This window comes from Chitinophaga terrae (ex Kim and Jung 2007) (assembly GCF_900107795.1).
GTDB classification, from domain to species: domain Bacteria; phylum Bacteroidota; class Bacteroidia; order Chitinophagales; family Chitinophagaceae; genus Chitinophaga; species Chitinophaga terrae.
Genome location: NZ_FNRL01000019.1, coordinates 21,646 through 45,684, shown reverse-complemented (window position 1 = coordinate 45,684; position 24,039 = coordinate 21,646). Strand labels below are relative to the sequence as shown.

Sequence of the window (24,039 nt, the reverse complement as noted above, 5' to 3'; positions counted from 1 at the left end):
CATCAGTTTTTTCAAACTTTTTTAACTTTTTAATAAAATAAGTAAAAGAGGAAGGGGAAGATTCTTTTTAAGGATGCTGATGGCTTTGGAGATGGTGTTGTAGACGGAATCTACCTGCATGGCCATAATGTTTGCCACTTCCTGGTAGCTGAGGTTCTGGTAGAACCGGAGGTAAATAGCTTCCCGTTGACGGCGGGTTAACTGGTTTAATGCCTGTTGCAACAACCTTTGTTGTTCGGCTTTTGTTTCATTTTGTATGAGCAGGTGTTCCTGGGGCAGGGAGAAGTCGAACTCAAAAGCGTCCCATGATTCGGGGTGTTGGTAACGTTGATCGATCCTGGAGTTTTTCAGCAAACGTCTCCTGAGGCAACTGATCAGGTAATACCTGATGTTACGGATCTCTTCTGTCAGGTGCTCCCTGGTTACCCATAGGTCCTGGAAGAGGTCCTGCAGGCAATCTTTCACCCTGTTATGGTCAGCGCAGCAGTGCATACCATAATGGTAAAGATCATCGATGTATTTTTCGTATATGGCTTCGAAAGCGTTGCGGTCGCCCTGGCGAAAAAGTCCCCAAAGTGAGGAATGTGCGGCAACTACATGTAGGCCGGTACGAGCGGCTTTCCCTGTATTCATACGATCCTGGTTGATATCTTAAAGCTATTAATTATTCGGTGATCTTCAAATTTTTTTGGTACGAGTTATGAAAGTGAAGTATATATCATTAAAACTGAATAAGATGAGAAAGCTGAATTATTTCCTGTTAGTAAGTATTTTATTCCTGCTGAGTAGTTGTGAAGTGGTCGGCGGAATTTTTAAAGCGGGTGTATGGACGGGTATTATTGCAGTAGCGATAGTGCTTGGATTAATTATCTATTTTGTTACCCGGGGCGGCAGACGCGGTTAGGATTGTTCTTTCTTTTCCTGCTGCAGTTTGAGCAAGGCTTCCAGTAATTCGATGCGTTTTCTTTCTGTTTCCAGCAACTGGTCGTAGAGTGCCACTATCTTTTCAAAAGGATTGAACTGATAGTTGATGATTGTATTGTTTTGATCGTATATGTTGTTGATAATCACTTCCTCTCTAAAATTTCGTATTACATCAGGAGAAACTTCCAAAGCTGCAGCAACCTTTTCCAGTCGTTTGTCATCCATTGATTCTGCGTTTTCCATTTTCGATAAAGCCTGCTGGGTAACGCCGAGCCGTCGCGCCAAATCTGCCTGTTTGATGCCCCGGATCTCCCGGAGGCGGGCTATCTTCTGCCCTATGTTCATAAGTATCCAGATTTTGATTTACTAATGTACATTAAACAATCGAACCACAACTAATCTTGATAGTAAATGCCTTAATTTACAACGCGTTACATTAATGTATATCGATTGAATTTGTAAAATACAACCTTTTTCGTTGTAATACACAACCCTTCAAACTTGTATCCTTAACAATATATTAAAATCTTTGTCCAAGGCTGTAGCGAGCCTATGAACTTACATAATAGTTATGTTTTTGACCGGAACCGGGTATTGTAGTATTCCTTTAAGGTTGATCCACGTTATACGTTAGCTTTTGACAAAGGAAGAGTTAGAAAAAACAGTCCCGTAAAGACGATGTCTTTACGCCAGGAACTATTGCCATCATTTTTTTTAAACAATTTAATTGCAATCGATTACAAGAAAGCCATGAAATAGCCGTAAAAACAACCAGCAACATAAGCAGCATTTCCTAGAAAAGGACTACAACACCTTACTTGATTCAGCCACAGGATAACTACTCCTGTGGTACAGGCATTTTTTGCCTATAACGTCAACGTATGAACGAAAATTTTATCAAGCAAAATTCAACGTATGAAAGAGAAACTTTACATCATCCTGGCAGCAGTCATGTTATTGCTGCTGCTCCGGCCTCCGGCTTTCGCCTCCCCGTTCCAGACGGCCGACAAAGAAGTAAGAGGATTAGTAACCGATAGCACCGGCAGCCCTATCATCGGTGTATCCGTTGGCGTTAAAAACAAAGCCGGCGTCGGAACCGCTACCGATATTAACGGTCGCTACATCCTGAAAGTGCCAGCCAATGCAACGCTCATTTTCAGCATGATCGGCTTTGTTCCGCAGGAAGTTCCCGTAGCCAGCCGGGAAGTCATCAACATCAAACTGCTGAACTCCTCCAGCCAGTTGAATGAAACCGTAGTAGTAGCTTTCGGCAAACAGAAAAAAGCCGACGTAGTAGGCGCTGTTACTACCATCAATCCTTCCGAACTAAAGATACCATCCAGCAACCTGACTACCGCCCTTGCCGGCCGCATAGCCGGCGTAATCGGCTACCAGCGAAGCGGGGAACCGGGCCAGGACAACGCCGACTTTTTCATCCGCGGCGTCACCACCTTCGGTTACAAAAAAGATCCGCTGATCCTGATAGATGGTATTGAACTGACTGTTACAGACCTGGCCAGGCTGCAGCCAGACGATATTGCCAGCTTCTCCATCATGAAAGATGCTACCGCCACTTCCCTGTACGGAAGCCGCGCTGCAAACGGCGTAATCCTCGTTACCACCAAGGAAGGTAAAGAAGGTAAAGCCGCTATCACTTTGCGCCTGGAGAACTCCGTTGCCGCCCCTACCCGGAACGTGCAACTGGCAGACCCTATCACCTATATGCGGCTAAACAATGAAGCGGTTTTAACCCGCGATCCGTTAGGCCAACTCCCCTATACCGATCAAAAGATCGATAACACCATTTCCGGCGTAAACCCTTATGTGTTCCCGGCTACAGACTGGCGCCGCTCCCTGTTCAAAGACTATAGCAACAACCAGCGCGCGAACCTGAATGTAAGCGGCGGCGGAAGCGTAGCCCGTTACTATGTAGCCGGCTCCTTCAACCAGGATAACGGGATACTCAGGGTCGACAAACAGAATAACTTCAACAGCAACATCAACCTGAAAAACTATTCTCTTCGTTCAAACGTCAACGTGAATGTTACCAAATCTACCGAACTGGCTGTCAGGTTGAACGGTTCATTCGATGATTATACAGGACCTATCGACGGCGGATCTTCTGTCTATAAAAACGTAATGCGCACCAACCCCGTGTACTTCCCTGCCTACTTCCCTAAAGATGCAGACCACCAGTATGTAGAACATATCATGTTCGGCAACTATGAAGACGGAGGCGCCTACCTGTTAAACCCGTATGCCGACATGGTTAAGGGATATAAGAACTATTCCCGTTCCCTGATGGCCGCACAGTTCGAGATCAAACAGAACCTGTCGTCCATCACCGAAGGTCTGAATTTCAGGACTATGGCAAACGTAACAAGGAACAGCTATTTCGATGTAACCCGCGCGTATTCGCCGTTCTGGTATCAACCTGCGTCGTACGACAAACTCACTAACACGTATAAACTGCAGTTGATGAATGAAGAGAATGGAACAGAATACCTGAACTATGTGCCGGGACAAAAAACAGTCAGTTCCAGTTTTTACCTCGAAGCTGCATTAAACTATAACCGGACCTTCAACGAAGATCATAACCTGAGCGGTTTATTCGTATTCATGGTGCGCAATAACCTGACAGGCAACGGCGCAGACCTGCAGGCTTCTCTACCCTTCAGGAACGTAGGCCTGGCGGGAAGAGGCACGTACTCGTACAAGAACCGTTACTACGTGGAACTGAACTTCGGGTACAACGGTTCCGAACGTTTCCATGAATCGCATCGCTGGGGCTTCTTCCCTTCTGCCGGTCTGGCGTGGAGCATTTCAAACGAAGCATTCTTTGAAGAATATAAAGGAACAATCAGCAACCTGCGTTTACGCGCCACATATGGATTGTCTGGTAATGATGCCATCGGAGATCCCAACGACAGGTTCATGTACCTCTCCAACGTTAATATGAATGATCCTAACAGGAGCGCCGTTTTCGGACGTGATAACGGCTACTCAAGAAATGGAGTATCCCTCTCCCGCTACGCAGATCCGAATATCTCCTGGGAGCTCGCGAAAAAGGCGAACCTCGGCCTGGAGATCGGGTTATTCGGCAAAGTGGATATACAGGCGGATATCTATTCAGAAAAGCGCAGCAACATCCTCATGACCCGTACCGCCACCCCGGCAACCATGGGATTGTCGGCCCAGCCACGCGCCAATGTTGGTAAAGCCGAAGCGAAAGGTATTGACCTGCAGGCCGATTACAATCATTCATTCAACAAAAACCTCTGGATACAGGCGCGCGCCAACTTCACCTATGCCACCAGCAAGTTCACCAACTATGAAGAACCATCTTACGATGGCGCGCCATGGAAGCTGCATGTAGGATACCCTATCACCCAGCAGTGGGGCTACATTGCAGAGCGCCTGTTCGTAGATGATAAGGAAGCGGCGAAGTCGCCGCGCCAGAACTTCGGCGAATACGGAGGCGGCGACATTAAATTCCACGATGTGAACGGCGACGGCCAGATCACTTCCCTGGATATGGTGCCTATCGGTTTTCCTACCACTCCCGAGATCACCTATGGTTTTGGTTTTTCTGTCGGTTATAAAAGATTTGATGTTTCAGCGTTCTTCCAGGGCCTGGGAAGGGAATCGTTCTGGATCGACGCCCGTGCCACCGCTCCATTCATGACTTACTATTACCCGAATGAAGTGCTCTCCGGCCGCCCGCAGAACCAGTTGCTGAAAGCGTATGCCGACAGTCACTGGTCCGAAGAGAACAGGGATCTGTACGCACTCTGGCCACGCCTCAGCACTACCGGGATCGGCAACGACAACAACGCGCAGACCAGCACCTGGTTTATGAGGAACGGCGCCTTCATCCGCCTGAAACAAGTGGAAATAGGATATACCATCCGCGACTGGGCATTTATGCGAAGCCTGCGGATCTATGCCAACGGCACCAACCTTTTAACCTGGAGCAAGTTCAAACTATGGGATGTGGAAATGGCCGGAAACGGCCTGGGATACCCGGTTCAAAGGGTCTTCAACCTTGGCGTGTTAGCCAATTTCTAAATCAACCTTTATTGGCCTCTTAATAAGATGTTCATGAAAAAACTTTGTATAATATTTTCTTTTTTGACATTACCCGCTTTGTTCAGTTGCAGAAAATACCTGGATATAGTGCCGGATAATGTGGCGACGATAGACTATGCGTTCCGGCTGCGATCCACGGCCGAGAGATATCTCTTCACCTGTTACAATTATATGCCGGCACTGGGAAATTTCGACGGCAACCCCGGTAACGCCTCCGGCGATGAATACTGGCTGCCTGTGGTGAACAATTCCAACGCCTGGCAGATTGCCCGCGGGTTCCAGAATATCGTTAATTCCTACATGAACTACTGGCAGGGCAATAACGGCGGTAAAGACCTCTTTGAAGGCATACGCCAGTGCAACATCTTCCTGGACAACGTAGGCCGGGTGCCGGACATGACAGAAACAGAGCGGAACAGGTGGATTGCAGAAGCCCGTTTCCTGAAAGCATATTATCACTTCTGGTTATTCCAGATGTATGGCCCTATACCAGTGATCAGGACAAACATTCCTGTGGGCGCAAGCCCTGAAGAGGTATATCCTCCAAGAGAACCGGTTGATACTTGCGTTAATTACATCGTTGAACAATTAGACCTGGCAGCCAAAGACCTGCCTGAAAAAATCGAAAACGAAGTATCAGAATTAGGTAGAGTGACAAAAGCCATCGCGCTTACCATTAAAGCACAGGTACTGGTCGTAGCGGCCAGTCCCTTGTTTAATGGGAATCCCGACCATGCAGGATTTAAAGGACCAGACGGCACCCTGCTATTCGCTAATTCCCAGAGCCAGGAGAAATGGGTAAGAGCGGCCAAAGCCTGTAAAGAAGCAATAACATTATGCGAATCCCTGGGTCATAAACTGTATACGTTCAATCCTCAATTCTTCCAGTACGACATCTCGGATACAACCCGCGTACAGTTAAGCATCCGGAATGCGGTAACAGAGAAATGGAATCCGGAGGTTATCTGGGGCAATACCAACAGCCTGGCCCAAAGCATACAGGCGGCAGCTACACCAAGAGGGCTGGACCCTTCCAAGGTGGCCAACAGCGCAACCGTAGGGAACATCGCCCCCCCGCTGAAAATAGCAGAGATGTTCTACAGCAATCATGGCGTTCCTATTACAGAAGATAAAACATATGACTACAGCGGCAGGTTTAAACTGCGCTCCGGCACCCGCGCTTACCGTTATTACCTGCAGGAAGGCTACCAGACAGTGGCCATGCATTTCGACAGGGAGCCAAGGTTCTACGCTGATCTCGGGTTCGACGGCGGCATCTGGTACGGACAGGGATTGTTCAACGATAAGGCGAACCTGTTCTTCGTATCCAGCAAAAAAGGTCAGCCCGCCAGTGCGCAGAACCAGTCTTCTTACTCTGTAACCGGTTACTGGCCTAAAAAACTGGTGAATTTCAACAACGTGATAGGCGATGGAACTACCTATACTATCCAGAGCTATCCTTGGCCTATACTGCGTTTGGCCAACCTGTACCTGTTATATGCAGAAGCGCAGAACGAAGCGGAAGGTCCGTCAGCGGATGTATACAGGTACCTGAACCTGATAAGGGAAAGGGCCGGCATCCCGTCGGTCGAAGAATCGTGGACCAACTATTCCCGCAACCCGGCGAAGTTTACAACAAAAGATGGGTTAAGAGAGATCATACAACGGGAACGGCTGATTGAAATGGCATTTGAAGGACAGCGGTATTGGGATCTAAGGAGATGGAAAAAGGCAGCTGAAGAAATGAATAAACCGATCACCGGCTGGGATCTTGCCCAGGAAGATGCACCGGCTTATTACAGGGAAAAAGTGATCTATAACCAGACGTTCACAACCCGCGATTACCTGTGGCCTATTCCTGAATCAGAGCTTTTAAGCAACAAAAAGATCAATCAGAATCCAGGTTGGTAAACTGTCAATTTAAACTCATTCAACATGAAACGTTATTCTTTTCTATATCTACTCTGCTGCAGTTTAATGTTTGCCTGCAAGGAGGATAAACGGCAACCCATTAACCAGGATAGCGCTCCGGGACCCGTTTCCAATGTAACGGCAGAAAATATCGCCGGCGGTGCGCGCATCACCTATAACCGTCCTAAAGATGAAAGCCTGCTGTATGTAAAAGCAGTCTACAATATCAGGGAAGGCGTGCAAAGGGAAGTCAAAGCATCTTACTATCAAAACACCCTAACGGTAGATGGTTTCCCTGATACAGTAGCTTATACTGTAACCTTGTATGCTGTAAGCAGGGGCGAAAAAGCGTCGGCCCCGGTTACCGTGACCATACACCCGCTTACTCCGCCTGTAAAAGCGGCGTTTGAAACGCTGGAGATGACCAATACCTACGGAGGAGTGAGAGTAAGGTTTGTTAACGATGCGGAAGCAGACCTGGTTTTAACGGTGCTGGCTACAGATTCTACCCAGGAACTGGTACCGGCGGAAACCTACTATACGAAAAGGAAGGCAGGCGCATTTGCCGCCAGGGGTTTTGATACTACCAGCAGGAAGTTTGGCGTATATGTCCGTGACCGCTGGAACAACCACTCCGATACCCTGTTTGCTACGCTGAAGCCTATGTTTGAACAGAAACTGGATAAGAGCAAATTCAAGGAAGTGGATCTGCCAACAGATACTTATCAGCCACATATTGGCAAATTCAACCAGTTATGGGACGACAAGCTGGGAGGCAATATCTTCCATACCAAACCAGGAACAGGATTGCCGCAATGGTTCACTATCGACCTGGGCGTTAAGACCTCTTTGAGCCGGTTTAAACTGCACCACAGGGACGGAACGTTTGATGGTCCTTACACGGGGGGCGACCCGAAGATATACGAGATCTGGGGAAGCAACAACCCGCCAAGCGACGGCAGCTGGAATAACTGGGAACTCCTTTCACGGTTCGAATCTGTAAAGCCTTCCGGGCTGCCTGAAGGCACCGTAACCACGGAAGACAAACAGTTTGCGGTTACTGACGGGGAAGACTTTGATTTTCCTCCGGATATTCCGCCTGTGCGTTACATCAGGTTTAAAACCATCAAAGTATGGGGGGCATTAGACCATATGTATATAGCAGAACTGACCTTCTGGGGAAATGTGAAATGATCGTTCATCATTTAATTCAACTACAATGAAAGCATACAGCATATACGTCATGATCCTGCTGGCCGGGCTTTTCTCCTGCAGCAAGATGGATGATAACTATAAAGGTTTTATTAAAGGCGGGGAAATTGTATACGCGGGGTCTGCAGACTCCGTAAAAACCTGGCCCGGTAACAAACGTTTGCAGCTCACGTGGCTGCTCAGTGATCCGACTGTTACCAGCGGGAAGATCTATTGGAATAACAGTAACGACTCTATGGATCTTGTATTCAAACGCCAGCATGAAATCGATACCATTAAACTGATATTATCGCCGCTGCAGGAAGGCCAGTACTCCTTTGATATCTTCACCTTCGACAGCAAAGGGAATAAATCAATTAAGGTAACAACAACCGGACAGGTGTATGGCGACCGTTACCTGGCATCTCTTCTTCCCCGCCCTGTCAGGAGCGCCCTGTATATCAATGGAGTACTGAATATCACCTGGGGAACGCCTGATTCGCATGTATCGGGCACGGAGATAAAGTACAGGGATCGCTCAGGCGCAGAAAAGCTCATCAGCGTACCCGCCGATTCCAATACCACCACTATCGATACTTATGAATACACAGAAAACAATCCTATTCTTTATAGCACGGTGTACCTGCCCGACAGCAACGCGATAGACCTTTTCAAAACGCCATTTGAGGAAATAGCGGTAAAAGGTCCGCCTATGGAATACGCTAAAACCGGCTGGACAGCTACCGCCTCCGATTACGACGAACCATCGGGCCGTGGCCCTGCCAACGCGATCGACAACAATGTGTCTACCGTTTGGCATATGTCTAAAGCGGCAGGCTCCAATTATCCGCATACCATTAAAGTTGATATGGGAACAGTGAACGAAGTCGCAGGCTTCACTTTCAACCAGCGGTTACCGTTAGATGGAGCTGTTAAACTGATAGAGATAGAGATCAGCAATGACAATGCAAGCTGGCGTTCGCTGGGTGCATTCACTCTCTTATCAGTGAACGACAAACAATACCTGGATCTGACAGAAACAGAAAGCTTCAGGTACTTCAGGGTGATCATCCGCTCTGATTACAAGAATTCAACCTTTACTGCGCTGGCAGAAGTTGGAACATATAAAAGGTAGTGGTGTCTTTTATTTAAACATAACAGCATGACCATTATTGGTCGTGCTGTTTTATTTCAGGAGTATACCACTTGTAAAAACGTCTCCCCTTTCCTGTAATCAATAGCACCGGATAAATTAAATAGAAAAGGGGCGGGATCATACCCATACACCTGCCGAAAAGAGATCGGCCTGTCTCGCCGTCCAACAAAAATACAAGCGGCGCCGTAAACATAGCTACTGTGGATTCTGCTGCAATAGGTTCATAAAAAACCATGTCCCATATCCCATAAAACAGTAACAGCACCAGGATTATATAGGTGATCCTGTTATTTACCAACAGAACAAAAAGCAAGACTACAGACAGCAAGAAAGCAGATCTTCCAGCATAATATGTGTCCTCGAACCCGAAGTATATGCCAATAATAACATTCAGTATAAGGATAAAGGCAATAAATAAATTAAATATTCTCATATTCTTTTTGGATGCAAACACTAATTTAATTAAAAGTAACCTGGCAGCTCAATCTCCCCGCTCTCGCCCCGTAACGCGTAGATATTACCCGTTACCACTCTTATCCGCTAACTTCCTGTTTAAAATATATATCACACTAAAACTATAACAGTAAAGGTTATTGGGAAATAATAACAGCCGCATTTTTTTCTGGCACAGTAGATGCGCCCTTTATTTACCCAATGGTTTTTAACTTTCAAATTGATTCGTATCAGTTAAGAAAGCCCGCCATTAACCATTAAGCGAAAAAAAGGTTGAAGAACCATTAACTACACCCAAGATTAAAAGGTAAGGATATACAAATTGCATGTCAATATTTACTCTTCCTTGTAGCTTCACACAAGTTCGACGGCAAATAAGTTAAACTCGATTTTTTATATGTCCGATAAACTGCGGGCTTAAATTATTTGTCTGTATGGCGAAGATTGTCATTATGGAATCCGATAAGGATACGGTCTTTCTCTATACCCATATGTTGCGTAAACATCACGAACTTACGTTTGTACATACGGGCAGAGAGTTGCTGATGCATGTCAGGGGAACCAATGTAGTGATCGTCAATAGCAAGCTTCCCGATATAACGTTAGACGACCTGTGCGATCTCGTATACAGGACTGCCAAACCTCAGAAGATCTGTATACTGATCATAGCAGCCTCTCAAGACGAATCAAAGCTGCAGCAACATTGTCCCGGCGATCAATGGATCAAACGGCCATTCCCCCAAACCGCATTATTGAACCTGATTTCAGATTGTTTGCAAAAGGTATCAGCATTGCCCAAAAATAACGTATATCCATTGTAGTTATATCCAAGCAGGTAGAAGCTGAAAAATATCACTCATAATGTTACAAGATTACACAGCAGTGAGTAGACGGCTACTCATCCATTTATAAAAAAATACCCCTACCGGGTACAATTTCCGGTATGGTGTGTTGTTTGAAACCATTTACTAAAAACCATAAAGTTATGACGCAAGAAACCAGACAAACAAGCCAACCGGGTAATAACCCTTCCTCCTCAGATCCTCGCCGTAGCGGTGCTGCGGCGAGTTCTTCAGACATCAACGAAGAAAACACAGATGAACTGTCTGAAGCGCAGTCGGAGGAAGAAACTGAGACCAGCGACACCGAGGAAGATGGCAGCCCCGTGCTGGACGAAGAAGACCTTGAAGAAAACGGGTTATCAGAGGAAGAAGCTGATAACATAGAATGGGAAGGCAAAAAGCCGCCCGAAGAATAACCTGCTTCTTCACTTACTAACCCATTTTCACCCAATAGAAACCACCAAACCCAACGATTCCATTATGTATACACTCGGCATCAATGCAGCATTTCACGACTCGGCAGCCTGCCTGGTCTCCGATGGTAAATTGGTAGCTGCAGCAGAAGAAGAAAGATTCACCCATATCAAACACGGGAAAAGACCTATCCCCTTCAGCGCATATGAGCTACCTTTTCATGCAATCGATTATTGTTTAAAAACTGAAGGCTTACATATCAATGATATTGACCACTTTGCTTACTCATTCGATCCATACATCCTGATGGATCCCCAGTGGGGCACTCCTCCTGAAATAAGATTGCCATTATTTCCTTCCAGCAACGGCGTAGCCGAAAAATGGCACTCGCCCTGGGACCCATTATTTTTACAGGCTATTGCCAACGCAAGGGGCCAGCTGAACGACGGCTATCCGCATCACCTGCAGAAAAGATTTTTGCATGCGAACACCCAGCCGGAACAGTGGCATTTCCTGGATCATCACCTCTGCCATGCCGCCAGCGCCTTTCTTCCATCCCCCCATCATGAAGCCGCAGTAATGACCATCGACGGGAGAGGCGAAAAGGCCACTACCACATTCAATATCGGGTACGATAACACGCTGGAGAGACTGAAGCAGGTAGACATGCCTCATTCTATCGGGTTATTGTATGAAAAGATAACTACACACCTGGGCTTCCTTCATTCGTCTGACGAATATAAGGTAATGGCCCTGGCTTCCTATGGCAAACCCACTCATCTGAATGTGCTGCGGGATCTTATATCAATGTCCGATAACGGCAGCTATAGCATAGCGGATGTGGATCTCTCCGAGATCCTGGGGCCTCAACGACGCAAAAACGATCCATTCACCGATACTCACTTCAACATCGCTCAATCTATGCAGGCAGTGCTCCAGGAATGTGTCCTTAACCTGGCATCCTGGCTTAAACAGACTACGCAGTCTGATACGATCTGCCTGGCCGGCGGCGTCGCCCTGAATTGTGTCCTGAACGCAGCGATCCGGGACTCCGGTATCTTCCGGCACTGCTGGATTCAACCGGCAGCCGGGGATGCCGGAACTGCTCTCGGCGCCGCATTATGGACAGATGCAAGGGAACGGGGACAGCAATCGAAATCGTTTGTAATGGATCATGCCTACTGGGGTCCTGAATTCTCAGACGAGGAAATTGAAAAGTTCCTGAAATGGACAAAAACACCTTTTACCAAAATGGAGGATGTAGCGGCAACTACCGCTTCCATCCTGGCCGATAACAAGATTATTGGGTGGTTTCAGGGGAGGATGGAGTTCGGACCCAGAGCATTAGGCGCAAGGTCTATTCTCGCCTCCCCTATTCATCCTGAAATGCAGGCAAAGCTGAACGAGATAAAAGAGCGGGAAGATTTCAGACCGGTTGCTCCTGTGGTCTTGGAAGAAGAAGCCGCCAACTGGTTTGAAAACGCCGGCACCTCTCCGTTTATGCTTTTCGTTAACACGGTTAAACCATCCAAGCGCGACAAAATACCTGCTGTATGCCATACCGACGGCACAGCGAGGATACAGACCATCAACCGGGATCAGCACCCAAGGTATTATAATGTGCTGAAAGCCTTTCATCAACTTACCGGGGTACCGGTATTAGTGAACACTTCGTTCAATACGTTGGGCAAACCTATCGTATGTACGCCGCAGGACGCACTGGAATGCTTCTGGAGCTCTCCTTTTGATGCTTTGGTCATTGGTTCGTATTTAATCAGTAAATAAAATCTTTTTCACTATGGCGTCTGAAATTCGGGTTTCAGTTGTAGTACCAACTGTCAACAGGCCGACCTTATTAGCCGATTGCCTGAATGATCTGCTAAACCAGGATCTCGACAGAGAGATGTACGAGATCATCGTGGTATGCGATGGTCCGGATACCAGCACCCAGAAAGTGGTAGCTGCAATGGCAAGAGATACCATCGTACCGGTGAGATTTCGCCAGCTCCCGACCAGGTCGGGGCCGGCTGCGGCCAGGAACCAGGGCTGGCGCTCGGCCTCCGGGGAACTGATCGTATTCACCGACGACGACTGCAGGCCCGCTACTTCCTGGCTGTCTGCCTTCTGGGCCGCATACCTGCACAATAAAGGCAACTGCGCATTTACAGGAAAAGTGATCATTCCTCTTCCTAAGCCGGAACAGATCACGGACCACGACTTTAATACGCAACACCTGGCAGATGCAGAGTTTATCACCGCCAACTGCGCCTGCCCTAAAAAGATACTGGAGCTGACAGGCGGGTTCGACGAAAGATTTACCATGGCTTTCAGAGAAGACAGCGATCTCCAGTTCAATCTTCTTTCCAACGGCATAAACATCAAATATATAGTTGAAGCCATTGTTGTGCATCCTATCAGGAAAGTGAAGTGGGGACATAGTCTGAAAGAACAGCGCAAGGGACACTTCAATGCGCTGCTGTACAAAAAATTTCCCGTCCTCTATCAGACACGCATCGGGCAGGCGCCCCCGTTGAGATATTACTTTATGATTATAACACTTCTGCTGGGTTTACTGTACTTTGCGATTGACAGACCCGTTGCGGGATATATACATATCCTGATATGGCTGGCTTTATGGCTGGAATTCAGCTACCAACGGCTGAAGTTCACGAGCAGAACTACCAGTCATATTCTGGAAATGCTGGCTACATCTGCCATCATTCCATTTCTTTCTGTCTATTGGCACATACGTGGACTGATCAGGTTCCGGACCATATTCTTTTAAACCTTTTTTATGCTTACAGATATCAAACGTATCGGGATCCTCAGGGCCTTAAATCTAGGCGACCTGTTATGTGCCGTTCCCGCGTTCAGAGCGCTGAAAGCGGCCTACCCGGGAGCGGAGATCTCGCTGATCGGACTCCCCTGGAGCCGGGCCTTTCAATCGAGATACCGGCAGTATATTGATGAAATGATAGAGTTCCCGGGGTACCCCGGACTACCGGAACGCGATTGCGACATCGACAGCATACCAGTATTTATTAACGATATGCGGTCGAGGCGTTTTGACCTGTTGTTGCAGATGCAGGGAAAAGGTACCATAGTCAACCCATTGGTTCATGCCATGAAAGCCAGGTACACGGCAGGTTTCAGGCCGGATAAAACGGAAGGCCTGTTCCTGGAATACCCCGACCGGCTACACGAAATACACAGGCATCTCAGCCTGCTCAAACACCTGGACATTCCCGTGCAATCATCGGCCCTGGAATTCCCGCTGAATGCAGCTGACTATGCAGCATTCGGAGAGATCAACGACGGGTTGACGGAGCATCAATACATCTGCGTTCACCCGGGCTCCAAGGGCGCCTGGCGGCAATGGCCCACTCCGTATTTCGCCGCTATCGCTGATTACCTGGCAGAAAAGGGATATAAGATCGTTATCACCGGCGTTCCCAGCGAAACAGGGATCGCGGAAGAAGTGCTCAGGTATATGCGTTACCCCGCCGTCAATTTAGCCGGGAAAACAACTTTAGGCAGTATGGCCGTTCTGCTGCAAAAGGCGCGGGGACTCGTATCCAACTGTACGGGCGTTTCGCACCTGGCGGCAGCCATCCATACCCCAAGCCTGGTGATCAGCATGGATGGAGAAGCGTTCAGATGGAGCCCGCTGAATACGCAGTTGCACCAGGTGGTAGACTGGACGAAACACCAGGAGTACGACTATGTAATAAAACAGTGTGAAAGTTTACTGGAGAGAACAGAATATGTTTTACTGTAAGATGTTGTCGATTGCCTGCAACACGTTTTCTACCGTTGCAGGCTTTAATTTTTCTTTGGCAATCTTTTTATAGGCATATTGCAACAACTGGTTCTTACTCTGCAGGGCATCCGGTACGTCGAAATACAATACTTCATGCCTTACATTCCATGGCGTGTGCTGCAGGTTGGTGATAGCGTATAACACCACTATAGGCGTAGAGGTAGCCGCAGCAATATGAATAACGCCGGTGTTCACCGATACTACGAGGCGACTTTTCTTGATCAGCAGCGCCAGTTCCGCCACACTGAAAATACCTGCCACGTTAATTGCTTTTTCCCCGATCGCTTCTTTCAGTTTCTCCGCAGCCTGCGCCTCCTGCTGGTTCCCCGTGATCAGCAGTTGATAGCCATAGATGTCAACGACCTGTTTTGCAATTTCTACCCATTTGCTGAAACTGTAACGGCGTTTTTCGTCCTGGACCATCGCATGTAAAATGATCCATGGTTCATGTGGATCTCCGCCGTGTTGCCTGATCTTTTTAGTAACCGAAGCCCAATGCACATCATTGGTTTGCAAGGAAAGCCTGAGCCTGGGGAAATTAGCGCCTGTTACAGCTACAAGCTCCAGGTCCCTTTCCACCTGGTGCAATTCCTTCTTAAATGGCTCCTCATCGGGTATCCAATGCGTTAAGAGCTGGTATGGATTTTCGCGGCAATAGGCCAATCGTACGGGTATCCCCGCCTGCCAGGCCAGCATGGCCGATGGCAGCGGGTTCTGACTATATACAGTAAAAATGATAGCTGCATCAAAATGCTGGCTGCTTAAAGTTTTTACTATTTCCGTATAGTCGTCGGGGGTAGTAATGTTGTTTTGCTTAACCCAGGGCGCATCATAGATAAATACCTGGTCAATCTCCGGTATTTCCCTGGCAATAGCGGCTGCGGCTGTTGAAGTAAGTACAGACAGCTTGCAGTCGAGCGACATTTTCAGCGCGCTGAAAGCGGGTGTGCTCATCAACAGGTCGCCCATATTATCGAGTCGTATGCATAAAATGTTTTTAACGTCTTTCCAGTTTGTTTGCATCATTGATCAAATGTTCAGCAGTTGATAGGCAGATATTTTATTGATTATATTGCTGGTAGATGTATTGTTTACAATCGGGATTATTTCTACCTGTCCTCCCAATGCTTCTACTAGCGGGGCTTCCGGAAGCGTGTCTATCGTATAGTCGCCTCCTTTTGCAAAAACATCCGGCTGGATGATACTGATTAGCTGGTCGGGGTTATCTTCATTCAAGCCTCCAAACGGAACTATATGTGTTACACATCTTAACCCGGCCAGCACTTCCATCCGGTCGGCCAGGTGATTGACAGGCCGTTTGGGTCCTTTCAGGCGTTTGATGCTTTCGTCGTTGTTCACGCCAACGATCAATACATCTCCCAGGCCGGCAGCCTGCTCGAGGTACGAAACATGGCCGCTGTGAAGGATATCGAAGCAGCCATTGGTAAAAACTATGCGCTTGCCGCTGCTGCGGTAGAGCGAACTTAGCAATTCCAATGTTTCTTCGCTGTCGATGATCTTGCTGTTTAATGCTGCAGTGAACATCAGTTCCCGGATACTGCAGAAGGCTGTTACCGGTTTTTTAATGGCAATGCTGGCAGCCAGCGAAGCAACAGAAGCAGATTCGATGGAATTGCGGCATTGCATATAGGCCATGGTGAAGGCACTCAGGTAGGTATCGCCGGCGCCTGAAACCTGCGGATGCGGCACTCTTTCTGCTTTCAGGACCATGGCAGGTTTTTCCTTTTCCAGGATAACCGCCCCGTCCTCATCCAGGGTTACAGCAATTACCTTTGCGCCTGTGCAGTCGAAGAGCCGCGACTGGTGTTGCAGCAAAGCGGATGCGTGGATAGCTTCTTCCCTCTCTTCCAACAACGTTGCTGTCTCCTTACGGTTGGGCTTCACAATATCCGGCTGCAGCGCAGCATAGTTTTGCAGCTTCTTTGAATCTACCGCCAGGTATGGATGGTATTTCTTCTGTAACTTTTCTATAGCCTTAATAATAGCTGTATTGAAAAATCCTTTCCGGTAATCTGCCAGTATAACAGCGTCGAAATAAGGATAGATTTCATTTAGTTCCCTGATCACCATCTTCGTACAACTGTCGTCTATAGAGCCTTCCGAGCCTTTGTCGTACCTGGCCAGTAACTGCGTGCCCGATACGAGGCGGGTTTTACAGATAGTAGTACGTTCTGCGCAACTGATTATATTAGTATTGATCTTGCTATCGGAAAACAATTCCTGCATTACCTGGGCTTCTTTGTCTTTACCGGTGATGCCCATGCAGGTAACGTTAGCGCCCAGGGCCGCGAGGTTAAAAGCAATGTTGCCGGCGCCTCCGAGCGCATATTTTTCGTCCTGTATATTCACTACCGGGGCGGTTGCTTCGGGGCACAAACGGTTGCTGTATCCTTTCATATAAGCGTCCAGTATCAGGTCGCCTATCACCAGTACGGAGAAGCGTTGCGGATGTTCATATAATTGCTGAATTACTTTTTCCATCATTCTGTTATTTATTTTTTAGAATAAAGCTGGCTGCTTCATCAAAAGATGAGACGATCAGGGTTGGTTGCCGCCAGTGATCAAGCAGCCACTCCGTTTCATTACCATTATCTACCAGTATAGACCTGCAACCGCATTTATTACCGGCTTCCACATCGTCCAGTATATCTCCTATCATCCACGACCCTTTCAGATCAATGCCGTAATTGGCGGCGGCATCTGTCAGCATTCCCGGCCCGGGTTTCCTGCAATTGCATTTCTTTTTATAGGCCCCGATCCTGGCGTCCGGATGATGCGGGCAGTAATAAAAGCCGTCTATCATTACATTTTCCTCACTCAGCAACTGGTTGATACGGTTGAAAACGTGTATCAACATGGCTTCTTTAAAATAGCCGTATGCCACTCCCGCCTGGTTGGTCACCAGTATCAGCAGGTAACCTGCGTCTTTAAGCCGCCTGAGCGAAGGCCCAACAGTTGGGAGAAGGCTAATACGTGTAGTGTTAACGTTATAAGGTATATTTTGTATCAGTGTCCCGTCCTTATCAATAAACACCGCCTTTTTCATATAGCCCGTTTGATCTTTTGCTCTTCCTGGTAGTGGTGAAAGATAACATGGTCGTACAGTTTGCCAAGATTAGTCGCTACCCTGTCCCAGGTAAATAATTTCTGCACTCGGCTGATCGCTTTCTCTCCCATTTTCTGCAGGCGTTCAGGCTGTGCCAACATCTCGGTGATGGCTTCCGAAAGGGCCTTCGGATCGCGGGGCGGAACCAGTTTACCTGTTTGGCCGTCAACCACGCTGTATTTAATTCCCCCAACGTTTGCGCCTATCACAGGCGTACCGCAGGCCATTGCTTCCAAGGGCGTGATACCAAATGGTTCGTACCAAGGCGTGGTGATGAACAGGTCGGCAGCCGAATAGAAGTATTTCAGTTCTTCCCTGTTCTTATGCCCTACAAACTGAACTGCGTAGGAAATGCCTAATGATTTTGCCAGCAACCGTAATCTTTGCAGCTCATGGTTATGCTGGAAGAATTCCAGGCCTCCTCCAACGATGATCAGCCTTATATTTTCTTTGCGGCAATTTAAATGAGCAAGTGCCTGGATCACGTTATCCACTCCCTTTCTCGGCACGATACGCCCGAGCTGCAGGATCACTTTTTCTTTAGGCGGTAGCTTCAGCATAAGCCTAGCCATATATTTATCGATAGGGTACATTTCCTGCAAGTTAACGCCGCAAGGCACTACCACTATTTTTTTAGGCGACACGTCGTAATACTGGATCATATCTTCCCTATCCTGTGGGCATTCGGCAATTATGGCGTCCGCGGCCGCCATGGTCTGGCGTTCTATTTCCAGGCGTTCGGGCGGGAACTGGTCGTTATCGCCCTGGAACAGCCTGCGTATATGTCCTAACGCATGATAGGTTACGACGTATGGAATTTTAAGGATCGATTTCAATTCCATGGCCACGAGGGCCGACATGAAAAAGTTCGCATGTACCAGGTGATAATTGATCTGTTCTTCTTCAATGAACTGGATCATATCGTCCCTGAAGGCGGCCATGTAAGGCAGCAATGTTTCTTTGCTGACAGGCACCGGGGGGCCGGCATCCACATGAACAACCCTTACTCCTTTCATCCAGTTGATACAGCGGGGATGGCTGGTATTCTCCCGGCGGGTGAAAACATCTACCAGGAATCCTTTCTGGGTAAGTTGCCTGGCTATTTCTTTTACATAAACATTCTGCCCACCGGCGTCAACGCCTCCCAATACCGCCAGGGGTGAAGCGTGTTCACTAATCAATGCAATCCTTTTCATGGTTAACAGTCTTTAGTTTGTAAGAAGTTGAGTGTGATAGTTGAAGTTGTTGGGTTTCCATTCGTTATTCGCTACAAGTCGGAAGAGTTGCTCCCATTCGGTGGTGAACCTGTTTATATCAAATAGTTCCAGTGCGGTTTCGCGGGCATTTTTACCGATTTCTATAGCCAGAGAACGATCTGCCAGCAGCTCCTGCATGCGCATAATAAGATAATCAACGTCTGTATGTATGTATCCATTTTCACCATCTCTCAATACCGTGACCAGCTCTGTGGTTGCCAGTCCCACCACCGGCATCCCCTGCATCATGGCCTCACACACAGCCAGCGCGAGGCTGGTATACCTGACCGGATGAAAATAGAACCGGTAGTTGCATCGTACAGCCGGCAGATCGGGGTGCAGGATCTCTTTGGCCTGTTCCCCGTTGCCCATTCCTGCCAGGTCTAACGGCACCGATTGTTGTACCCTCTCGAAAATATCTCCTCCCAATGCCCTTCCCCGCTGCATGATATGATTGATGGTCACCAGGCCTTTTTCCCATCTGCCATTGAATGTGAATGGAGAAGGGGTTACGCCATGCAAAATAACCGTGGTGGGCGTTTGATTCGTTTGCCACATCAGCTGGTTAAAATGCGTAACATGCACCAGCACAATGTTCGGATCGTTTACAACATGCGACTGTGCAACCGGGTGATTGGCCGGGGTATTATGTTCCAGGTAAATGGCCGGCAACGACCGCTGGTAGTCCGACAGCACCTCGAATTGATCTTTCAGGTAATTTTTCTCCGATTGAAAAAGTATGCAGTCAAAGTGGCGATCCTTTACTTCATCAAATGGTATTTCATGAACATTGCCGCCGAACGGGAATGTAGCGCCGCGTCCGTAGTAGCCTTCATCCCGCTGTTCCCTATACGGAATATAAATATCGTAAGGTCCCTGAGCCAGGTAATACAGATAGCTGCCGTGAATATGCCAGGTGAAGATAGATAGCCGCTTCGAGGTTGAATACATGTCGCATGGTTTTGCCTAGACTGGCACCAAGAATGCGCCAATTTGGTTCCTGCGTATAGTATTAAGCGTGGTGAGCTAATCAATTTAAATTTGAAGAGCTTGAAGGAAACACTTGTGGCACATGGACAAATGTGCCGTTACAGTAATTATCCAGATAACTGAAACGCTTATATCAAAATCAATTAATTATATCGGGCACTGGACATAGTTTGTATAAACTTCTACATAATTTTAAAATGAAACGTTGAATAAGTGAAACAAGTTTGCTGGGGAACTGAAGCAATATAAGTGGTTATGTTGTGAGGATAACAAACTATTTAACCTTGTCCAAAATACGATAAGCATGCGGTTTTTGCAGGATCAGCGTTAATGCCATGAAAATATTAATGCGCAGCATAGACTGGAATTATGCTGAGGGCAGGCGAGTGGGCATCGGCTATCTTCCAGGAAAGGATCTCAATTTAATATTCATCAATTGTTAAACTGATTTCATTCGGGGAACTACTTTTTTTTATTTATCTTCCCTAACTATTGAATAACCTGGTATAACCTGGCCATATGACAAAAGAAAGAACATATGTTTTTATTCCCGGAGGCTGGCACGGCGGTTGGGCTTACGACCCGGTAACCAGCAAACTGGAGGCGCAGGGAAAGAAATGTATTTCGTTAACCCTGCCAGGACTCGAACTTCAACCAACGCCATCCAACAGGATAATAAATTTAGATACTCATATCGGGTTCGTGGTAGATACGCTCGTAGCAGCAAACGTTACGAATATAATCTTATGCGGCCACAGTTATGCGGGGTTAGTCATTACAGGAGTTGCAGACCAGATTCCAGAAAGAATTAATGCGTTGGTGTATATTGATGCGTATATTCCCGAAGACGGAGACTCGTGCTGGAGCCTGACCAGCGACATCTATCGGGAGCGTTTTGTGGCGGGGGCCAAGTTTGATGGTTTGAATGTGGAAGTTCCGCAAGGGACGGAAGACAGACGAAGACCTCATCCCCTGGCAACATTCATGCAAAGTGTGCGTTTAAATGGAAATCACAGGCAGATCCCCAACCGTGCATTTATTTATCTGAGCGGCTGGGAACAAAGCCCATTCGTAAAGCAATATGAAAATCTGAAAGATTCTCCCGGTTGGCAGGTCGAAACATTACATTGTGCGCACAATGTAATGAGAGAACGTCCCGACGCCCTGGTTGATATTTTATACAGGCTGGAAGAAAAATACAGTTAAAATGCCAGGCGATAGTAAATTTAAGAACATATGAAAGTAACCAGGCAGATCATTGCAACCCGGCGCACTATGTTACGCGCTCAATTATATTTCCTGGCAAAGAAGAGCCTATGGATGTATCTTTTTGCCATGCTGATCATTGGATATTACATGCCGCTGCCGGGGCAATCCTGGTGGCTCTCAGCCGCTCTTTACTTTGTTTGTTTAATGGTAATAGTAGTGGCGCCTCTTTATTATTTAAGCGCGGGCACCAAGGTTAAATCCGGCGCTTTCAATTTTAACATAGAATTCAGTGAAGAAAATATCCAGGTCTTTTACCCGAAATCGAATAAAGCGGAAACCAAAAGCTGGGATTGGGTTCAGACCATTGATATTATAAATAATGGCGCGCGTATCACCGTGCGGATGCCTAATCGGTTGGTGATATTCCTGGACCGGTTAAATAGCGGGGAACTGGCATTTTTTAAAAAGATGAAAGATGCATTGCATAAATAAGCAAGGAGGATGAGTAAAATGAGCTTTACGAAATCCTCAAAATCTTTTGCTAAAATCATTAGCGCAACATTTTTCTATTTACTGCTGTTTTGTCCATTCGTCAACTCTTGCCTAAAGACTGAGATATTATGAAAGTCACAGTTTCCAATCTTTCAGAGGGAGATTGATTGAGCCAATACATCCAATCATTTATCGAGTCGTGCGCCTTCGTCATAGCAACTTTCCGAGCTACAGGGACGCCCAGGGAAACAACGATCCACACCCCCGTCGTCACTTTTACCTGATAAATCCTAAAATTATTATTAGCTTGCACGCCCACACGCAAACTATAGTGAATTGACGTCCGGTTCATCTCCATACAGTGACAGGGAACTTCTTTCAAGAATTGCTGAAGGGAATGAAGCCGCCTTTGCCGACCTTTTTAACATGTATTCGGCGGCGTTATCCCGTATTTCCATGCGGATACTGCAAAGCGAAACTGCCAGCCAGGAAGTGCTGCAGGACTTTTTTATCAAATTATGGCTGAACAGGACCAACCTGGCGGAAATTGAGCTGCCCGGGCCCTGGCTGAGAAAGGTCCTGATCCGGGAATGCCTGCAATACCTCCGCAAAGCCGCCGTTTACCAGAGCAAACTGGATGGCCTCCCAATGGAGACCGACAGCCATAACCACGCGCTCCACTCTCTGTCCGTTAAAGAGATACAGGAAGCGGTGAGCAAGGCCCTTTCCTCCATGTCGCCCCAACGCAGGCTTATTTACCAGATGAGCCGCGAAAAAGGGATGACAACAAAAGAAATCGCCGAAGAGCTGGGGTTATCGAACGGGTATGTAAGAAACGTGCTTAGCGCGGCCCTGCAAACGATCCGTGGTTTTCTTTTCCCTATGGACCTGATGTCTGTAGTTGTCTTTTTATATTTTTTTTAAGACGCATAGTGACAACTCCCTTTCACGCGCATCTCTTATATAGGATATGGATCAATCTCGCATTATTTACCTGGTAGGCCGACACCTGGAAAAGGGCCTGACAGCGGCCGAACAGGCCGAGTTCGGACAGCTGCTCCGGGATCCGGAGAGTCATGACGCCCTGCTGGCAGCATTTGACGCCCTGGCGGGCGACCTGGATATTTCCGTTCCGCCGGACGCGTCGCTGCTGCCTATCCTGCATACCGCGCTGGCCAGCGACCGGCCGCCAATGCAGGTTGCATCGCGCCGCCGATGGTATTGGCCTGCTGCCGCAGCCGCCGCAGTACTTGCCATAGTTGCAGGCGGTTACCTGTGGCTTTCCCGCCCGGCGGAAACAAGGCTGGCCCACAGCCGAGCGGAGAAGCATAATATCCTCCCAGGTAAAGAAGGCGCCATCCTCACCCTTGCCGATGGTTCGGAAGTGGTGCTCGACAGCCTTGGCAATGGTACCATCGCCCGGCAAAATGGCGCGCAACTGGTACTGGCCAATGCTCAACTTTCATATCAACCTGCCGGAACCAGCGCTGAAACAGTCACCTACAATACCATTACTACCCCCCGGGGGCGGCAGTTCCGGGTTGTATTATCCGACGGCACAGAGGTCTGGCTGAACGCAGCCAGTTCATTAAGATACCCAACGGTTTTTGGAGAAGGAGAAAGGCAGGTTGAAGTAAAAGGCGAAGCGTATTTTGAAGTGGCGGCCGACACTAAACGACCTTTTCATGTGAATGTAAATAAGAAAGCGGACATCCTGGTACTCGGCACACATTTCAATGTAAATGCCTATGACAACGAGAAAACCATTGCCACTACTTTAATGGAAGGAGCAGTACGTGTATCCGCCACCGTTTCAGGGAAAGCGGCTGAAGTAGTATTGCGCCCCGGCCAGCAGGCCCGGATCAGCGCGGCAGCAGACCGCATCACGGTAAAAGAGCATGCCGATGTTGATAATGTGATCGCCTGGAAAAATGGGTTGTTCAACTTTGAAGGAGCCGACTTTGCTGATATTATGCGCCAACTGGAACGCTGGTATGATATTGAAGTCGTATACGGGAAAGGAATACCAGATATAGAATTTGAAGGACAAATGACGAGAGATGTACCATTAAACGGATTGCTGACTATACTTAGCCGCAGCGGCATCCAATTCAGGTTAGAAGGAAGAAAACTGATAGTTCAACCATAATAATACGCATAACGAC

The 24,039-nt window shown here is 47.6% G+C and carries 21 protein-coding genes; 14 read left to right on the top strand and 7 right to left on the bottom strand.

All coding sequences use genetic code 11. From position 1 onward, the window contains the following. Positions 1 to 21 precede the first annotated feature (21 nt). Positions 22 to 633 carry an RNA polymerase sigma factor gene (locus tag BLV62_RS18845; protein WP_089763521.1) on the bottom strand — a complete coding sequence of 204 codons (612 nt, stop codon included), beginning with the start codon at positions 631 to 633 and terminating at the stop codon, positions 22 to 24. 103 nt (positions 634 to 736) lie between these two features. Here BLV62_RS18845 and BLV62_RS18840 point away from each other — a divergent pair, with 103 nt between their 5' ends. After that, entirely contained in the window at positions 737 to 904 is a 168-nt protein-coding gene (locus tag BLV62_RS18840) for a phosphatidate cytidylyltransferase (RefSeq protein ID WP_089763588.1), read from the top strand. Here the strand turns inward: BLV62_RS18840 and BLV62_RS18835 are convergent. Then, the gene (locus BLV62_RS18835; protein WP_089763520.1) at positions 901 to 1,269 is read right to left on the bottom strand and encodes a helix-turn-helix domain-containing protein; all 369 of its coding nucleotides are present in this window, start codon (positions 1,267 to 1,269) and stop codon (positions 901 to 903) included. The genes BLV62_RS18840 and BLV62_RS18835 overlap by 4 nt on opposite strands. Positions 1,270 to 1,839: 570 nt before the next feature. Here BLV62_RS18835 and BLV62_RS18830 point away from each other — a divergent pair. The 9 genes from BLV62_RS18830 to BLV62_RS18785 all read left to right on the top strand — a co-directional run bounded on the left by BLV62_RS18830 (position 1,840) and on the right by BLV62_RS18785 (position 14,758). Continuing rightward, a complete protein-coding gene (locus BLV62_RS18830; protein WP_089763519.1) occupies positions 1,840 to 4,992 on the top strand; it encodes a SusC/RagA family TonB-linked outer membrane protein in 3,153 nt (1,050 codons plus the stop codon). A gap of 63 nt (positions 4,993 to 5,055) precedes the next feature. Beyond that, entirely contained in the window at positions 5,056 to 6,924 is a 1,869-nt protein-coding gene (locus BLV62_RS18825) for a RagB/SusD family nutrient uptake outer membrane protein (RefSeq protein ID WP_258522438.1), read from the top strand. A gap of 24 nt (positions 6,925 to 6,948) precedes the next feature. Continuing rightward, positions 6,949 to 8,118, top strand: coding sequence for a DUF5000 domain-containing lipoprotein (locus tag BLV62_RS18820; protein ID WP_089763518.1), 1,170 nt, complete (start codon positions 6,949 to 6,951; stop codon positions 8,116 to 8,118). Positions 8,119 to 8,143: 25 nt separating this feature from the next. Next, positions 8,144 to 9,250: a DUF4998 domain-containing protein gene (locus tag BLV62_RS18815; protein WP_089763517.1), complete on the top strand. Its 1,107-nt coding sequence runs from the start codon at positions 8,144 to 8,146 to the stop codon at positions 9,248 to 9,250. A gap of 908 nt (positions 9,251 to 10,158) precedes the next feature. Continuing rightward, positions 10,159 to 10,545, top strand: coding sequence for a PleD family two-component system response regulator (locus BLV62_RS18805; RefSeq protein ID WP_139170276.1), 387 nt, complete (start codon positions 10,159 to 10,161; stop codon positions 10,543 to 10,545). A 164-nt stretch (positions 10,546 to 10,709) separates the two neighbouring features. Beyond that, positions 10,710 to 10,982: a hypothetical protein gene (locus BLV62_RS18800; protein WP_089763514.1), complete on the top strand. Its 273-nt coding sequence runs from the start codon at positions 10,710 to 10,712 to the stop codon at positions 10,980 to 10,982. 64 nt (positions 10,983 to 11,046) lie between these two features. Then, positions 11,047 to 12,765 carry a carbamoyltransferase family protein gene (locus BLV62_RS18795; RefSeq protein WP_089763513.1) on the top strand — a complete coding sequence of 573 codons (1,719 nt, stop codon included), beginning with the start codon at positions 11,047 to 11,049 and terminating at the stop codon, positions 12,763 to 12,765. A gap of 13 nt (positions 12,766 to 12,778) precedes the next feature. Next, positions 12,779 to 13,765: a glycosyltransferase family 2 protein gene (locus BLV62_RS18790; RefSeq protein WP_089763512.1), complete on the top strand. Its 987-nt coding sequence runs from the start codon at positions 12,779 to 12,781 to the stop codon at positions 13,763 to 13,765. A 9-nt stretch (positions 13,766 to 13,774) separates the two neighbouring features. Further along, positions 13,775 to 14,758, top strand: coding sequence for a glycosyltransferase family 9 protein (locus BLV62_RS18785; protein ID WP_089763511.1), 984 nt, complete (start codon positions 13,775 to 13,777; stop codon positions 14,756 to 14,758). Here BLV62_RS18785 and BLV62_RS18780 read toward each other — a convergent pair. From BLV62_RS18780 to BLV62_RS18760, 5 genes are read right to left on the bottom strand one after another with little or no spacing between them, the layout of a single operon-like run. Further along, a complete protein-coding gene (locus BLV62_RS18780) occupies positions 14,750 to 15,826 on the bottom strand; it encodes a glycosyltransferase family 9 protein (protein WP_089763510.1) in 1,077 nt (358 codons plus the stop codon). The two genes, BLV62_RS18785 and BLV62_RS18780, sit on opposite strands and share 9 nt — an antisense overlap. 3 nt (positions 15,827 to 15,829) lie before the next feature. Beyond that, positions 15,830 to 17,302: a D-glycero-beta-D-manno-heptose 1-phosphate adenylyltransferase gene (rfaE2, locus tag BLV62_RS18775; RefSeq protein ID WP_211118334.1), complete on the bottom strand. Its 1,473-nt coding sequence runs from the start codon at positions 17,300 to 17,302 to the stop codon at positions 15,830 to 15,832. Positions 17,303 to 17,309: 7 nt separating this feature from the next. After that, on the bottom strand, positions 17,310 to 17,867 hold the full coding sequence (locus BLV62_RS18770) for a D-glycero-alpha-D-manno-heptose-1,7-bisphosphate 7-phosphatase (protein ID WP_089763508.1): 558 nt from the start codon (positions 17,865 to 17,867) through the stop codon (positions 17,310 to 17,312). Then, the gene (locus tag BLV62_RS18765; RefSeq protein ID WP_089763507.1) at positions 17,864 to 19,123 is read right to left on the bottom strand and encodes a glycosyltransferase family 4 protein; all 1,260 of its coding nucleotides are present in this window, start codon (positions 19,121 to 19,123) and stop codon (positions 17,864 to 17,866) included. The genes BLV62_RS18770 and BLV62_RS18765 overlap by 4 nt, the downstream gene beginning before the upstream one ends. A gap of 12 nt (positions 19,124 to 19,135) precedes the next feature. Beyond that, positions 19,136 to 20,134 carry a glycosyltransferase family 4 protein gene (locus BLV62_RS18760; RefSeq protein ID WP_089763506.1) on the bottom strand — a complete coding sequence of 333 codons (999 nt, stop codon included), beginning with the start codon at positions 20,132 to 20,134 and terminating at the stop codon, positions 19,136 to 19,138. Positions 20,135 to 20,692: 558 nt separating this feature from the next. Here BLV62_RS18760 and BLV62_RS18755 point away from each other — a divergent pair. The 4 genes from BLV62_RS18755 to BLV62_RS18735 all read left to right on the top strand — a co-directional run bounded on the left by BLV62_RS18755 (position 20,693) and on the right by BLV62_RS18735 (position 24,023). After that, entirely contained in the window at positions 20,693 to 21,379 is a 687-nt protein-coding gene (locus BLV62_RS18755) for an alpha/beta fold hydrolase (RefSeq protein WP_089763505.1), read from the top strand. A 30-nt stretch (positions 21,380 to 21,409) separates the two neighbouring features. Beyond that, the gene (locus BLV62_RS18750) at positions 21,410 to 21,874 is read left to right on the top strand and encodes a hypothetical protein (RefSeq protein WP_089763504.1); all 465 of its coding nucleotides are present in this window, start codon (positions 21,410 to 21,412) and stop codon (positions 21,872 to 21,874) included. Positions 21,875 to 22,210: 336 nt separating this feature from the next. Next, positions 22,211 to 22,798, top strand: coding sequence for an RNA polymerase sigma factor (locus BLV62_RS18740; RefSeq protein WP_139170272.1), 588 nt, complete (start codon positions 22,211 to 22,213; stop codon positions 22,796 to 22,798). Between the two features lie 46 nt (positions 22,799 to 22,844). Beyond that, positions 22,845 to 24,023, top strand: a complete 1,179-nt coding sequence (locus BLV62_RS18735) for a FecR family protein (protein WP_089763501.1) — start codon at positions 22,845 to 22,847, stop codon at positions 24,021 to 24,023. Positions 24,024 to 24,039: the final 16 nt, after the last annotated feature.